Below are 14671 nucleotides of genomic sequence, written 5' to 3' on the forward strand. Positions count from 1 at the left end.
TTCAGAAGAATTCGATGGATGAGCGCGGACGACAACTCAGCGCAAGGTCAGGCGTCTCGGACGTGCGCGACGACCCTTACGGTCGTACCGGTCGGGAGGGGTGTGGCCGCGACCGGGCGCGGGTAGACCGGCCCGGAACAGGCCATAGGTAATCCGTTGTCGTACAGCAGCTTCGAGTGCGTCGCGAAGTGGTCCGTCGCGCAGCACCGCGTCGGCGCCGAGCTTGCCTTCGACGATGGTGAGGGCGCCGTCGATATCGCCGTGGTCGAGGCGGTCGCAGACGCCGACGAGCCAATCCGGTTGGCGCAGTGACCGGTCGATGGCCTGTAGGCAGGGCATCGGGGTTCCGGTCAGGGCCGCCAGGAGTTCCTCGCGCCGGATTTCGGTGGGGTCGTGATCCAGCGCGGCCAGCACCCCGTTCACCAACCCGATGCGGTGACGTTCGCCCCGGCACTCCACGATTCGATGAGCGGTGTCGATCTCGGAGTTTCCGCTCGGCATGCTGTCGTGGCCCAGCACCGAAGCGACCAATGGATGCAGTTGGTCGGCGGCGATCGCGCCCGCGCGCAGTAACTCCAGGTCGGGGAGCACCCAGGTAGCGGCGTCGGGCAGGACCGGAAGGGCCGAGATTCCGCCGCGCGGGTGGGCCTTCGAAATCCGCACCGCGGGAGCGCTTTCCCCGTCGGCGCGAACGTCCAACACCACCCGCTTCCGTGCACCGCACCGCACCAGCAACAGCCCGGACCGCCGCCCCTCGGCGCGCAGCAGAATTCCCGCCTCATCCGCCCACCGGTCGACGGCACAACCCGGCAGCACCGATCCCGACAGCGTGAGACCAGGATCGGCATCGGGCGTCATGGCCGCGCATCGTCCTGCCCCGGCACGGGTTCGCAACTCCCCCACCCTGCGCGAATCCCACAGGTGACGGTGCAGGTCGAGCCGGTAGCGACTGTTGGGTCGGGGGTGTGGGTGCATGCGCGCACCGGTTCCGGGGCTCGTCCCGTCCCACAGTGCGAGGATTATCCGCTGACCGGCAGCCGCCCATGCCGGTGGCGTCCGCACCACCAGATACACAGAACCCTCACGGGGACACTGTGTTCCGCCCTCGACGTTCGTGATGTCCTCAGCGCCGTAGCGAGCCAGCACCATCGTCAACCCGGGTCGCAGCAGACCGTCCGGCGCGATTCTGGGTAGATGCCAGCGCAACAGGTCCGGTGCCAGGTACCGCAGATCGGCCCGTACTCGGGCAGCGAGTCCTCGCCCGTGGGTCCGCGCCAACCTTCGCAGATCCACATCGCGATCGACGTGCGCCGCGGCGCAGGCCCCTGACCAGTCGCCGACGAGCCGGCGTGCGGTGGCGACTTCGATCATGCCGGGCGGCACAGCGAGTTCGCGCACACGCACCCACAGGGCTAGGCGCGCATCGTCATAGGACGCACGGGAGTACTGCGGATTTTCGGTGAATTCCCCGCGTTCACGCGGGAGAGAAGCCGGTGCGATGACCGGCGTGGGGCTCAACGGCCCGGGCGCAGAACGCCCTTTCGACTCGATGTCATGTCGCCAGTATGCACAACAACGCGCGACCCGACAAGCGGTGAGGTTCGGGTCGCGGGGTCTGCCACCGAGTCGACGAGGCGGGCGGGCCCTGGCCAGCGACCAGATGCCCACCCTGCCGGAGCGTCGCTACCGTGCGTCGGTCAGCTCGCGCGTGTCGGACTGCGCAGCCAGCTGCGGGTAGGTCGGGTATTCGATGCCCGAGATGTACTGCACGGTCCGCACGACCTGGCACGAGTAGCCGAATTCGTTGTCGTACCAGACGTAGAGGATCGCGGTGTCGCCCTCGACGATGGTGGCGTTGGCGTCGATGATCGAGGCCGCGCGCGAGCCGATGAAGTCGCTCGAGACCGCGTCGGTGGCGGCGGTGTAGTCGAGGTTGCGGCTCAACGGGCCCGCCAGGGACACCTGACGCAGGTAGGCGAGGACGTCTTCCTTGGTCGTGTCCTGCTTCAGCTGCAGGTTCAAGATCGCGACCGAGACATCGGGGGTGGGAACGCGGATCGAGTTGCCGGTGATCTTGGCCTTGAAGTCCGGCATCGCCTTGGCCACCGCGGATGCGGCGCCGGTCTCGGTGAGCACCAGGTTGAACGGCGCGGAACGGCCGCGACGGTCGGCCTTGTGGTAGTTGTCGAGCAGGTTCTGGTCGTTGGTGAACGAGTGCACCGTCTCGACGTGTCCGCGAACGATGCCGAATTCGTCGTCCATGGCCTTGAGCGGCGGCACGATCGCGTTGGTCGTGCAGGAGGCACAGGAGAAGATCTGCTGCGACAGGTCCAGGTCGCGGTGGTTCACGCCGTGCACGATGTTGGGCACGTCACCCTTGCCCGGCGCGGTGAGCACCACCTTCGCGATGCCGGGGCGCAGGTGCTGCTCCAGACCGTCGCGGTCACGCCACCGACCGGTGTTGTCGATCAGGATCGCGTTGTCGATGCCGTAGGCGGTGTAGTCGATCGTCGTCGGGTCATCGCTGTAGATGAACTTGATGACGTTGCCGTTCGCGGTGATCGTGTCGTTGTCCGCGTCGACCTTGATGGTGCCGTTGAAGTGCCCGTGCACCGAATCCCGGCGCAGCAGCGACGCCCGCTTGGCGAGGTCGTCGTCACCACCTCGGCGGACCACCACCGCGCGCAGGCTCAGCCCGTTGCCCGACCCTGCCTTCTCGATGAGCAGCCGGGTGACCAGCCGCCCGATCCGCCCGAACCCGTAGAGCACCACATCGCGCGGTCCCTGCGAGACGGCCTTGTTGCTGTCGCTCACCTCGGCCAGCACCGAGGTGGTGTACTCCGCGACCGAGAGCCCACGCCCATCGGCGTGATAGGCCATCACGAGCTGGCCCAGGTCGATCTTGCACGGTCCCAGATCCAACCGGCTGATCACCTGAAGGAACGGCAGCGTCTCGTCCACCGACAGCTCTTCGCCGCCGATCTGGCGCGCGAAGCGATGCGTCCGCAGAATGCTGATCACCGACTTGTTCACCAGCGACCGACTGTGCAGCAGAATCGTCACACCCTTGCTGCGGTACAGCGTCCCGATGATCGGAATCATCGCCTCAGCAGCAGCTTCCTGAGCGTTCCAGCGATCAAGTTGTTCGGTAGTCAACACACGTCCTCTGGTTCATCGATATTTCCGCTGCATCGATGCTAGTGAGGGCGAAATTTTCACCGTAGACCACTCCCCACCGGTGAGATCGGCGTCGCACCCAGCCGGCACGAGCGCCGACGTCACGACGGTTCGCTCAGCGCCCGATATCCCACGTCGGCCGGGACAGATCCGGATGCCCCGATCGTGGAGTGCGACGGCCTGCACCCCGCCGGTGACATCGCCGCACGATCAGCAGGTCGGCGGCGCGGCACCAGCCGTGGGTGGCCTCGAATCAGAACTTGCCTGTGTGGTGTTCGGTCCGGTGGCCCAGCTCGGCGGTGAACTCGGTGATGAACTCGTCGGTCAGGGGCGGCCAGCCCCAGAAGTCGACGGCGAGGGTGCCGAGGGCGAAATCGTCAGCCCATCGCCAAGTGGTGATCGCGCTCGCTGTGGTGCAGGAGGCGCAGGTTGCCGAGCCTTCACCGGATTCGATCCAGGCGTCGATCGCGTCCGAAAATGGTTGCCACACTGCGGGATCGGCTTCCCATTCCTGCGGGTAGTCGATGATCACGGTGGTCGCCTCGCAGTGGGGACAGATCGCGACGGCCGGTTCTATGTCACCCTGGCCCGCGTAGTGGGCGCTTCTGCCGACGATCACCGCGACCGGCGCGGGGATCCAGTCCTCGCCCCAGTTCTGGGTGATCTCAGCCCAATCCGGGCCCGCCACATACCCTTCGTCGACCTGGAGGCTGTACATCGCCTCACGCGAGGTCTCCCGAAGCAGCCATCGCCGCGACACCATCCAGTCGACCATCCGCTCCGCCAACGCGCCCGCGTCCGCGTCCGCCACCTCGAGGTCGACGATCCGTTCGAAGAAATCACCCACCTCCGCATCCTGCCACCGGCGACCGACCTTGTCCCGGGTCTGTCGGCACCCGACGATCGAGGCGGGCACCGCGGTCAGGTCGCGGCAGTCCAGCGGATCTGGGCTGGTTTCACCCTCGCGCACAACGGGTTTCCGGTCGTATCGGTGAGACCGAGTCGAGCCTCGAGCACTCCCGATTCCGTCGCGGCAGCCAGAACCTCGGCAGGCACGTCGGCGAGCATCAGTTTGGCCCGCCGGAACATGGTGACGGTTCCGGCGTCGTCGACGGTGCCCCAGCTGAGGTAGAGGAAGCGCTCCCCTGGTCTGCCTTGGATATAGGGTCCGCGGACGTCGGCGCCGTCGACGGTGCATTCCACAGTCCACGTGACGGAATCCGCGTCGCCACGCTGCAGGTCGAGCAACTCGTGCGGACGATTCTTCCGCTGCACACCCACGTGGATGTTCGAGTACGCCGTCTCGATCCCCGGCGGCCGGCAGGACAACCCTGGCAGTTGCGTCCCCACGATTCGGATGAGCATCCGACCATCCTTGTGCATCTGACCGACAGAAGGACACCGCCCGGTCAGCTCACGTCGGCTGTTTTCCGCGAAGCGCGCGACGCCGCCACAGCCTTCGTCGGCGCTCCCGGCCACCACACCTTGTCGCCGAGCAGCGCGAACAGCGCGGGAACGACCAACGTCCGCACCACGAACGTATCGAGCAGGATGCCGATTCCGACCACGATGCCCAGCTGGGTCAGGGTGATCAACGGCAGCACGCCGAGAACACAGAACACCGCGGCAAGGACTACGCCGGCGCTCGTGATGACGGCCCCCGTGGAGGCGACGGCGCGCACCATCCCCTGGGTGGTGCCGTGGGTACCTGCCTCCTCGCGCGCCCTGGTCACCAGGAAGATCGTGTAGTCCACACCCAGCGCGACCAGGAACAGGAAGCCGAACAGCGGCACGTTGGTGTCCAGCGCGGGAAAGCCGAAGACCGTGCCGCTGATCCAGCTGCCCGCCCCGAGCGCGGCGACCGCGCTGAGTACCGTGACGCCGACGAGCAGCACGGCGGCGGGCACCGCGCGCAGGAGCGCCAGCAACACCAGCAGCACGACGGCGAGAATCAGCGGAATGACCAGCGCCTGGTCTCGGCGGGCCGCGTCGCGGATGTCGAGCGCCTCGGCGTCGGAACCGCCGACGAGGGCCTCGGCTCCGGGAACCGCGCCGACCGCTGTCCTGATCGCCGAGATGGTGGTGAACGCTTCCGCCGAACCCGGTGCGGCGTTCAGAACGACCGACCACCGCGTCGAACCGCCCGCGGACGTGCCGGTGGCGGTGGCGCGCGAAACGCCCTGCACGCCGTCCAGTGCCGCCTGCGTCTGCGCGGAGGTCGCGCTGCGCGCGATCACCACAGCCGGATCCGACGAGCCCGACGGGAAGTGTTCGGCCATCGTCACCAGTCCGTCGACCGACTCGGCCTCGACCCGGAACTGCTCGGTCCGCGAGAGGCCGATATCGGTGGTCGCGAGCCCGGTCGCGAAGACGATCAGCACCGCCGAGGCCGCGCCGGCGACGACTGCCGGGCGTCGCACGACCTGCGTCGCGACACTCGCCCAGATGCCCTGCTCGGCCGTATCGCGACCGTCCGCCAGCGGCACGAACGGCCAGAACACCCGCCGCCCGCACAGTGCCAGCAGGGGCGGCAACGCGGCGAGCACGAAGATCAGCGCGACCACGAGACCGGCCGCGGCGAACGCGCCGAGGCTGCGGGTGTTGGGCAGCAGCGCCAACAGCAGGGTGAGCAGAGCGAGGACAACGGTGACATTGCTGGCGACGATGGCGGGCGCGGCACGACGCACCGCGGCGCGCAACGCCGCGCGATGGTCGGTGTGCCGATGCAGTTCGTCGCGGTATCGCGACACCAACAGCAGCGCGTAATTGGTTCCCGCGCCGAAGACCAGAACGCTGGTGATGCCGGAAGTCGAGCCGTCGAAAGAGAGTCCGGTCACGTCGGCCAACAGCGTGCCGACGCTGGTGGCGACGCGGTCGGCGAAGGCGACCACCGTCAACGGCACCAGCCACAACACCGGCGAGCGATAGGTGACGATGAGCAAGACCATCACCACGATCGCGGTGACGATCAGCAACAGCGAGTTCGCACCGGAGAAGGAGTCGGCGATGTCGGCGCCGAACGCCGGGCCGCCGGTGATCTGCACGCGCAGGGTATCGGGTAGATCGGTGGTGACCTGGGTGCGCAGTTCGTCGATCCGGTCGGTGAGCGCGAACCCGTTGAGCTGCGCGGACACCGGAATCTGGGCGAGCACGGCGCGCCCGTCGGGAGCCGGGATCACCCGGGCGCCGTCGGTCGGCGAGACGCCGACCCGGGTGAGCGCCGCGTTCACCGCCGCGAGGTCACCGGGCGTCAGCGTGCCGTCGTCGGTGCGCGTCGCCACCATGATCGCCGCGGCCGTTCCCGCGTCAGGGAATTTCGCGGCGGCCTCGGCGGCCAAGGCCGATTCCGCCGACTTGGGCAAGGACACCGGCGCCTGGCCCGCGCTGTCGTTGCTGCCCGCCAGCCCCATCACGGCCATGGCGGCCGCGACGACAACCAGTAACACAGCCCACGATCGTCTGCCGGTGACCAGCCCGGCGAAGCGGTCCCATCCGTTTCCTCTGCTCGCTCGCATCACAAGAAAACTATTTCAGAAACTTAAGCAATCGGCAAAGCCCATGGTTGCGGAGGCTAAGCTCTCTGTCGAGCAGAGACAGGAGATCGCGCGTGGATGACGACACCGCCGACACAGAACCAGCCGTCGGCCGGCCGGAGTTGGAGACCGAGATAGCCAGGGATCTGCGTGCCCTGACCGCGATCTCCGAACAGATCGGTCATGTCTTCGCGCGATCGCACGACCTGCGCCCGAACGATTTCCGCGCCCTGATGCATGTCGCGACAGCCGACGCCGAGGGCTCGCCGGTGAGTGCGGGCCAGTTGAGCAGGTTGATGGGCGTCTCCGCACCGGCCGTCACCTACCTGGTCGAGCGCATGATCGAATCCGGGCACCTCGAACGCATGTCCGACCCGACGGACCGTCGGCGAGTAAACCTGAGCTATACCGACCACGGCATGTCGGTCGCGTCCGGATTCTTCGGACCGCTCAGCGCCCGCACCCGCGCCGCGCTGGCCGCGCTGCCCGATGCCGACCTGACGGCAGCCCACCGCGTACTCGTCGGCGTCACCTCCGCGCTCCGCGAGTTCTACGCCGAGCTACCGGCTTCGGGAAATCCTGCCGAATAAGCGCCACGGCCCGAGCTGACGCCGCCGATTCGGCCGACCGCTAACTCCCGCCCGTAACGCGCAGACCGGGTACACACGTCAGCATCTGCGGCAATTGTCCGGCAATCGATTCGATCGATAGGCGACCTCGGTCGAACCGGGGCGTCGCCCTCCTTCGGGTGGCGGACCGTGACACCTCGTGAGCACCGATCTTTACCGACCAACACCCGGTCGCCCGATCGCATTCATCTTTCGCGATTGCGCCGCTTCTTGTTAAAAGGAATCCGCTCCGGTAAACTCTGGGCAACCCACGAATGTGGATACTGCGCCCCTGCAGACCATTTCGTGGGCATGCGATTCTCGATGATGCACCACGACACCGAGCTGACACTCGCGCGCGAAAAAAGAGGGAGCATCACCCTCGTCGTCACTACAACCACCACCGGTGGTCCACTGACAATGGATTCGAACATGTAGAAGTTTCCGACAGGACCTGCATCCATTCAAACGGCGGATCGCTTGGTGTCGAGTGGGCGGTCCTCAGCATCACCGAGGAGTCGACATGACCAGCAACACATCTGCGGTGCACAACGCCACGCCCGAGGCAGAGCCCTTCCAGCGGCAGGCCATCGCCGAGGGGATATCCATCTCGGCCGCGTTCATGCTCGTCATTTTGGCGGCGGTCTCCATTCTGCAGGGGATCTCCGCGATCGCGGACGACCAGCTGTATGTCGCCGGCATCGAATACGTCTACGAATTCGACACCACGACGTGGGGCTGGATTCATGTCGTGCTCGGCGCCCTCGCGCTGATCTGCGGCATCGGCCTTGCGATCGGATCGACGTGGGGTCGATACGGCGCGCTGGGAATCGCCGCGTTGGTCATTGTCGCGAACTTCATGTCGCTGCCCTACTACCCGGCCTGGTCCATCGTGATCATCGCGCTGAGTGTCGTGATCATCTGGGCTGTCTCCACCTGGCGACCCGAACGCTGAGTCCTCGTCGGATGTCTCCCCGATAGCTTGTCCACGGGTGAGCGAGGCGCCGACCAGGAGGAACGATGGCGTCCCTGTCGATCGACCAACGCGATCGGTTGCACCACAACGATGTCGGCGCGTACACCGTCGGCGTCGAGGAAGAGTTCGTGCTGATCGACCCGGCCACCGGATGCCCGTCCCTGACCAACACCACCGTGGCGGCAGCCGAGACCGGGGTCGATGTGCAGCTGGAACTCTCGCAATGCCAGATCGAGACCTGCACCCCCGTCTGCGCGAGTATCGAGGAGGTACACCGCGAGGTTCGACGGGCCAGGGTCGCGATCATCGCCGCCGCGGCTCGGTCCGGTTCGCTTCCGCTGGCGGTGGGGGTGCCGATCTGGGGCCCGCCTACCGGTTCCATCACCGACACGCCGAGATACCGGCGCATGGCCGAACACTTCGGGGCGCCGGCCGAGCAGGTGACCTGCGGTTGCCATGTCCATGTCTGCGTCCCCGAGCGCGACCTCGCGGTGCAGGTCAGCAATCACCTGCGTCAATGGCTGCCCACCCTGCTGGCGTTGACAGCGAATTCGCCGATCGCCGAGGGCATCGATACCGGGCACGCCAGTTGGCGCCACATGGTGTGGGCGCAGTGGCCGAGCGCGGGACCACCACCGTATTTCCGGTCAGCGGCGCACTACGACGACGTCGTCGCCCGACTCGCGCGAGACGGACAGATCCTCGATCCCGCGATGGTCTATTGGGATATTCGATTGTCCGCCCACCTGCCCACCATCGAAATCCGGATCAGCGACGTGCCCGCCACCGTCGTGGAAACCGCCCTGTTGGCGAGTTTCGTGCGGGCCCTTGTCATCACCTCGGTCGCCGCCATCGACCGTGGGCACCTCGCCGTTCCGATCGCCGGCGCGCGCCTGCGCTCAGCGTGCAGCTACGCCGCCCGCGACGGGCTCTCCGGCACGCGATTCCCCACAGCCCTCACCCAACTGCTCTGCCACGTCCGTTGCGCCCTGGAGCAATCCGGTGACTACGAATTCACCCGCGACGCGTTGGCGGCAGTACTCACCAGCGGCAACGGCGCCGTCCGGCAACGCGGTGCCCTGGTGGCCGGCGGCCCGGCCGACGTCGTGGATGTGCTCTCGCGCCTGACCGTCGAAGGGTGCGAAGCCGACGATTCCCAGCGGGCGATATGACCAGACCGGTGAGTCCTGAGCGAGCAGGTGGTGGATGATGCGCGACGACAATGAATCTGTGCAGATCGATCAGGTGATCGAACGCCTGATCGCCCGTTTCCCCGCGGAATCACCGACGGAGATCGAGCTGCTGGTGCGCCGTATCCATGAGCGGTTCGCCGATGCCCGTGTCCGCGATTTCGTTCCGCTGCTGGTCGAGAAGGCCGCTCGGCAAGCTGTCGGCGTCTACCCGATCGAGGTCACCGGCGAGGACCCGCACAGTGTCCCGTCCATGGCTACGATCTAGTTGATTCGCTCACCCTGCTGAAGGGCCCCATCGAGAGAAGGACGGCGAGCTATGGCCGCCACGCACACGGTGCACGCGGGCCCGGTGGCGACCGCCTCCGCCCGCACACGAGTGCGCTGAGGCACCCGACCATGTCGTGGAAGGACCGCGTCACAGCCTTACCCGGGATCGCGACAGCCCGCGGCTATCACCGTGCGTGGTTGCGAGCCGATATCACCGCGGGCCTCGTCCTGACCGCGTTGTTGATCCCCGCCGGTATGGGCTATGCCGAAGCAGCGGGACTTCCCGCGTACGCCGGGCTCTACGCGACCATCGTGCCGCTGCTGGCCTACGCCGTGGTCGGGCCGTCCAGAATCCTGGTGCTCGGCCCGGATTCCTCACTCGCCCCGCTGATCGCGGCCGCGGTGCTACCACTGGCCGCCGTCGACGATCCCGACCGTGCGCTGGCCCTGGCCGGAGTCCTCGCCGTTCTCGTCGGGCTCATTCTGCTCGTCGGTGGATTCCTTCGGCTCGGGTTCGTCACCGAACTGCTGTCCAAGCCCATCCGACTCGGCTACCTGAACGCGATCGCGCTCATCGTCGTCGTCGGACAGCTTCCCAAACTGCTCGGCTTCTCCGTCGATGCCACCGGCGTGCTCGCCGAGATCGCCGAGATCGGGCAGGCCGTGGTCCACAGCGATATCGATCCCGTCGCGGCCGCTATCGGCCTCGGCACGCTCGCTGTCATCGTGGCCTTCCGCTGGTGGCTGCCTGCGATACCGGGGGTGTTGGTCGCGGTGGCGGGCGCTATCGCGATCTCGGCCGCCGCCGGACTCACCGACGACATCGGCATGGTCGGTGCCCTGCCCGAAGGCCTGCCGCTACCTTCCATCGGCGGCATCGGCTGGGACGACATCGGGCATCTGATCGGACCCGCGGCGGGGATCGCGCTGATCGCGTTCGCCGACAGCGGCGTGCTGTCGCGGACCTTCGCTTCCCGGCACGGGGAAGATGTCAACGGCAGCACCGAGATGAAGGCGATCGGGGTCGCCAATGTGGCGGGCGGTCTGTTCGGTGGATTTCCCGTCTCCGCGAGCGGGTCGCGAACTCCGGTCGCCGAACAGAGCGGCGCCCGCACGCAATTGGCGGGCGTCGTCGGCGCGATCGCCGTTCTGCTCTTCGTGCTGCTCGCCCCCGGACTCACCGCGTACCTGCCCGACGCCGCCCTCGGAGCGGTCGTGATCGTCGCGGCCACCGCGTTGATCGATATCCGCGGCATGGTCCGAATGTGGCACATGAGTTCGGTGGAATTCGCCCTCGCGACAGCCGCGTTCGTCGGGGTCGCGTTGGTCGGCGTGCTGCAGGGCATCATCGTCGCGATCGGGCTCTCCTTCGTCGCGGTGGTCGCGCGGGCCTGGCAGCCCTACCGCACCGAACTCGTCCGGACGTCGGACCGCCCCGGCTATCACGACGTCGAGCGCCACCCCGACGGGCAGCGCATCGCGGGCCTGGTGCTGGTGCGGTTCGACGCACCCCTGTTCTTCGCCAACGGACAGATCTTCGACGAATACGTTCGCTCGGTCGTCGCCGATGCACCGTCCCCGACCGAATGGGTCATCATCGCCGCCGAACCCATCACCGATCTCGACACGACGGCCGTAGACGAACTCGTCGATCTCGATAATTACCTCGCGGGCAAAGCAATTCAATTGATCTTCGCCGAGATGAAGGGACCGATCAAAGACAAGCTGATCCGGTTCGGCGTCGGTGATCGATTCGACCGGACGCACTTCTATCCCACCATCGAAGCCGCGGTCGACGCTTTCCACCGTCGAACCGACCGTGCCACGGACAGTTGATCCGCCCGCCACCGCGATTGATCGATCCGCGAACTCAGCCCGGCGAAACGGGCTGGAAATCCACCAATTCGTCCGCCCCGGCCCGCACTATTCCGGCACAGGATTCGGGCACCTCGTTCCACGCGCCGGTAAGATCGCGCAGTGGTTCCGACACTACGAAGCGGGTCTGGTCGCCTAAGCGGCGCAAGACGTCCACCTCTGGATGCAGTGCCCGCAGGTCGGCGATCTTTGTCGAGAAGAACAGCGATCTGGACTGTCGTTCACTCGAGTAACGAAAGACCCACAGTGATTTACCATCGGTCGTCGCGACGGTCATCTGGACCGGATTCTCCACCCGGCGCATGCGACCGACGTCTTCGACGAAGCCGACCGCGCGAGCGACGGCACCGAGGGGATCGTCGGTGAGGCCGAAGGTCAACGCCAGATAGAACAGAGTCTCCGAATCCGTCGATCCTTCGAGGTCGCAGAACAAATCTGGATCGATCGCGGTGATCAGGTCGCGGCGGACCTCGCGGAACCCGCGCAGGGCTCCGTTGTGCATCCACAGCCATCGCCCGTGCCGGAACGGATGGCAATTACTCCGCTGCACCGGTGTCCCGGTCGACGCGCGGATATGAGCGAGGAACATCGACGCCCGGATCTGACCGGCGATCTCACGCAAATTCCGATCGTTCCACGCCGGTTCGATGCTCTTGAACACCGTGGGCTCGTCGCCCTCCCCATACCAGCCGATCCCGAAACCGTCACCGTTGGTCGTTGTTACCCCGAGTCGGGAATGCAAACTCTGGTCTATCAATGAGTGCCGCGGTTTGAACAACAGTTCTTCAGCGAGAATCGGCTCCCCTGAGTAAGCCATCCATCTGCACATACATCTATTCAAACAGACCGGACCGCCGATGTTAAGAAGACTGGATATCAGGCACGCTTTTACGACGTGACCTGCCCGAGCATCATACGCTTCAAATAGGTGTGCGCGACCAGCGTGCAGTAGTGCTGCCCCTTGAACGCCTCCGGGATACCGGGGGTGTCATAGGGGACGTACAACGCCTTGGACGGGATATGCAGGACTCCGCCGGCATCGATGGTCGTGGTGGGAAATTCGGCGACCCACTCCTGACCGGTCGCCGCGACGGTGTCCGGGTCGATGACGATATCGCGAGGCTTGTGCACCAACGCTTTTCGCTCGTCGTTGGTGAGATCCTTGGCGACCTCGCGCACCGTCCGCTCGTTGACCTCCGCGCAGGTGCCTTCCTCGCCCGTGACGCGGGCACCGTATTCGGCGGCGATGTGATCGGCCGATTTCCCCTTGCACCGCACCTGTTTCGGCTGGGTCTTCCCGGCGTCCTCATAGGTTGTGTACCGCGTGGTGGTGAGCGGGCGAAGCTGCGGCTTGGACGTGGCGAAACCGGCCGCGTCCGGATAATCCACATTGTCGAGGGTTCCACCCTCGTGTTCGAACTTGCGCGGGTGCAGATCCGCGGTCTGCGTCTGCGCGCGAATGCACAGGTTGCCGTAGTCGGTCGGGTCCGCCCCCGCGGGCGCGGCCGAGAGCGGGCTCAGCGCCACGGCGGCCAGGGCGAGAGCGAGTGCGGAAGCACGCCGAGTTGATACGAACACGCGATTCTCCATTCCTGGAACAAGCTTTCGTATAGGAAACACCGTTCCGATGAGAGAAACAAGAGCGCTCGCGAGGTCGCGCCACAGGATCAGTGCTCGCGCAGCAGCCTGCCCGCACCCTGCGCACGGTCGTCGAGGCCGTGCTCGCGCAGCGCATGCCACAGCGTGGCGGCATTGATGGCGACAACGGGCTTGCCGAGTTCACGCTCCAACTGGTCGGCGAGCGCGACGAAGGACAGGTTGGTGCCCACCTGGACGATCGCTTGCACATCCGGTCCGTCGATGTCGGCGACGACCTCGCGTAACCGGTCGGCCTCGACGCGGGCGATGTCCGTCGCGGTCGCACAGCGCAGTCCGGTGATCGCGGCGACGTCGAATCCCGCCTCGGTGAAGAACCGGCCGACCTCTCTGTCCGCGATCGGCTGATACGGCGAGAACACCGCGATCCGACGGCAACCGAGTTCATCGAGGGCGGCCCGGCAGGCGCTCGCACCGGTCGTCACGGGTAATCCGGAGCGCTCACGCAGGCGCTGTTCGAAGGCCGCGTTGCCCGCTACCCCACCCCAGAAGGTCTCGGCGGACATGCCCATCACCAGGCGATCGGGTTCGGCGGTCAGCACATCGCGCACCGCGGTATCGATGGAGGTGCGAATCTGACCGAGGAGGGCCTGGAAGTCCTCGTCGTTGCCCATCACCGGGTTCGGGATGTACATCGATCCCGAACGGTAGGTGATGCCGGGCAGCGCGGCCCGCCAATAGTCGTGTTCGACAACAGTGTTCGTGCTCGGCACGATCACACCGAAGACGGCTCGGGTGCCGACAGCGTTGGTCATCTGCTCATTCCTCGGGAGGTCGGGTGGCGCGTCGGGTCGGTAGCCCGCGCCAGTAGGTCGTCGACGGCGCGGTGCGCCCGGCTCCGATCGGCCGCCCGGTCGAGCAGCAGCGCGTCGACGAGCAACGGCGAGACAATCGCCATGGCGGCCTCCTCGACGTCGCACTCGGCGTCGACAGTGAGCGCGCGGACCGCACGATGGATCGGTGCGAGCAAGTCCATGACGTAACGCTGACGCAGCGGCACGCAGTCCGGATCGGTCGACGAGGCGGTGACGAGCGCGCGCAGGAAGGCGGCAACGGGTTTGTCGCGCAGGCGATCACACAGCAGATCGACTTCGGCGTGCAGATCGGCGGCCGGGTCGCCGGACGGTTGCGGACCCGGATGCGGGGCGACGGCGATCAGGGCCGCGAGGAAGTCACGCGGCATCGGCCAGTGCCGGTAGATCGTAGTCCTGGCCACGCCCGTCACCGCGTGCAGGCGTTGCGGCGTCAACGCGGCGCCGCCCTCGGTGAGCAAGAGATCCAAGGCCGCGGAGAGCACGAGCTGTGCGGTCTCGGCGGCGGGACCGGCTGGGCGTCCTGGCTTGCTCACAGGAATAAACGATACATCTTGTCTTGGTTATTAATAAC

At 66.5% G+C, this 14671-nt stretch carries 14 protein-coding genes; 5 read left to right on the forward strand and 9 right to left on the reverse strand.

Annotated elements, in window-relative coordinates; all coding sequences use genetic code 11:
• Positions 1–36: 36 nt before the first annotated feature.
• The 5 genes from OHS03_RS17770 to OHS03_RS17790 form a co-directional block, all read right to left on the reverse strand.
• Positions 37–1518 (reverse strand): hypothetical protein, encoded by a 1482-nt coding sequence (locus tag OHS03_RS17770; RefSeq protein WP_328655573.1) that lies wholly within the window; start codon positions 1516–1518, stop codon positions 37–39.
• Between the two features lie 165 nt (positions 1519–1683).
• Entirely contained in the window at positions 1684–3102 is a 1419-nt protein-coding gene (locus OHS03_RS17775; protein WP_407942515.1) for a glyceraldehyde-3-phosphate dehydrogenase, read from the reverse strand.
• Positions 3103–3430: 328 nt separating this feature from the next.
• Positions 3431–4024, reverse strand: a complete 594-nt coding sequence (locus OHS03_RS17780) for a hypothetical protein (protein ID WP_328655576.1) — start codon at positions 4022–4024, stop codon at positions 3431–3433.
• A gap of 74 nt (positions 4025–4098) precedes the next feature.
• Positions 4099–4542, reverse strand: coding sequence for a DUF5990 family protein (locus OHS03_RS17785; RefSeq protein WP_328655578.1), 444 nt, complete (start codon positions 4540–4542; stop codon positions 4099–4101).
• A gap of 44 nt (positions 4543–4586) precedes the next feature.
• The gene (locus OHS03_RS17790; RefSeq protein WP_328655580.1) at positions 4587–6692 is read right to left on the reverse strand and encodes an MMPL family transporter; all 2106 of its coding nucleotides are present in this window, start codon (positions 6690–6692) and stop codon (positions 4587–4589) included.
• A gap of 92 nt (positions 6693–6784) precedes the next feature.
• On the opposite strand from OHS03_RS17790, the gene OHS03_RS17795 reads away from it, so the two are divergent.
• From OHS03_RS17795 to OHS03_RS17815, 5 genes are all read left to right on the forward strand, one after another.
• A complete protein-coding gene (locus OHS03_RS17795; RefSeq protein ID WP_328655582.1) occupies positions 6785–7300 on the forward strand; it encodes a MarR family winged helix-turn-helix transcriptional regulator in 516 nt (171 codons plus the stop codon).
• 541 nt (positions 7301–7841) lie between these two features.
• Entirely contained in the window at positions 7842–8273 is a 432-nt protein-coding gene (locus OHS03_RS17800) for a DUF7144 family membrane protein (protein WP_328655583.1), read from the forward strand.
• A 65-nt stretch (positions 8274–8338) separates the two neighbouring features.
• On the forward strand, positions 8339–9466 hold the full coding sequence (locus tag OHS03_RS17805) for a glutamate--cysteine ligase (protein WP_328655586.1): 1128 nt from the start codon (positions 8339–8341) through the stop codon (positions 9464–9466).
• A gap of 58 nt (positions 9467–9524) precedes the next feature.
• The gene (locus tag OHS03_RS17810; RefSeq protein ID WP_328655587.1) at positions 9525–9752 is read left to right on the forward strand and encodes a three-helix bundle dimerization domain-containing protein; all 228 of its coding nucleotides are present in this window, start codon (positions 9525–9527) and stop codon (positions 9750–9752) included.
• A 131-nt stretch (positions 9753–9883) separates the two neighbouring features.
• Positions 9884–11590 (forward strand): SulP family inorganic anion transporter, encoded by a 1707-nt coding sequence (locus OHS03_RS17815; protein WP_328655589.1) that lies wholly within the window; start codon positions 9884–9886, stop codon positions 11588–11590.
• Between the two features lie 34 nt (positions 11591–11624).
• On the opposite strand, the gene OHS03_RS17820 is transcribed toward OHS03_RS17815, so the two are convergent.
• The 4 genes from OHS03_RS17820 to OHS03_RS17835 all read right to left on the reverse strand — a co-directional run bounded on the left by OHS03_RS17820 (position 11625) and on the right by OHS03_RS17835 (position 14633).
• Positions 11625–12446 (reverse strand): class II glutamine amidotransferase, encoded by an 822-nt coding sequence (locus tag OHS03_RS17820; RefSeq protein WP_328655591.1) that lies wholly within the window; start codon positions 12444–12446, stop codon positions 11625–11627.
• 71 nt (positions 12447–12517) lie between these two features.
• Complete coding sequence (locus tag OHS03_RS17825) at positions 12518–13207, reverse strand: hypothetical protein (RefSeq protein ID WP_328655593.1); 690 nt, start codon at positions 13205–13207, stop codon at positions 12518–12520.
• Between the two features lie 89 nt (positions 13208–13296).
• Positions 13297–14040, reverse strand: coding sequence for a maleate cis-trans isomerase family protein (locus OHS03_RS17830; protein ID WP_328655595.1), 744 nt, complete (start codon positions 14038–14040; stop codon positions 13297–13299).
• Positions 14037–14633, reverse strand: a complete 597-nt coding sequence (locus OHS03_RS17835; RefSeq protein WP_328655597.1) for a TetR/AcrR family transcriptional regulator — start codon at positions 14631–14633, stop codon at positions 14037–14039. Before OHS03_RS17835 ends, OHS03_RS17830 begins: the two co-directional genes overlap by 4 nt.
• Positions 14634–14671 lie beyond the last annotated feature (38 nt).

The sequence above is a fragment of the Nocardia salmonicida genome (genome assembly GCF_036142455.1).
Classification (GTDB): Bacteria; Actinomycetota; Actinomycetes; order Mycobacteriales; family Mycobacteriaceae; genus Nocardia; species Nocardia salmonicida.

Bases quoted from the DNA above. Each gene is read 5' to 3' on its own strand.
- OHS03_RS17790 (WP_328655580.1), bottom strand. From the start codon at position 6,692: ATGCGAGCGAGCAGAGGAAACGGATGGGACCGCTTCGCCGGGCTGGTC.
- OHS03_RS17775 (WP_407942515.1), bottom strand. From the start codon at position 3,102: ATGATTCCGATCATCGGGACGCTGTACCGCAGCAAGGGTGTGACGATT.
- OHS03_RS17815 (WP_328655589.1), top strand. From the start codon at position 9,884: ATGTCGTGGAAGGACCGCGTCACAGCCTTACCCGGGATCGCGACAGCC.
- OHS03_RS17800 (WP_328655583.1), top strand. From the start codon at position 7,842: ATGACCAGCAACACATCTGCGGTGCACAACGCCACGCCCGAGGCAGAG.
- OHS03_RS17785 (WP_328655578.1), bottom strand. From the start codon at position 4,542: ATGCTCATCCGAATCGTGGGGACGCAACTGCCAGGGTTGTCCTGCCGG.
- OHS03_RS17820 (WP_328655591.1), bottom strand. From the start codon at position 12,446: ATGGCTTACTCAGGGGAGCCGATTCTCGCTGAAGAACTGTTGTTCAAA.
- OHS03_RS17805 (WP_328655586.1), top strand. From the start codon at position 8,339: ATGGCGTCCCTGTCGATCGACCAACGCGATCGGTTGCACCACAACGAT.
- OHS03_RS17830 (WP_328655595.1), bottom strand. From the start codon at position 14,040: ATGACCAACGCTGTCGGCACCCGAGCCGTCTTCGGTGTGATCGTGCCG.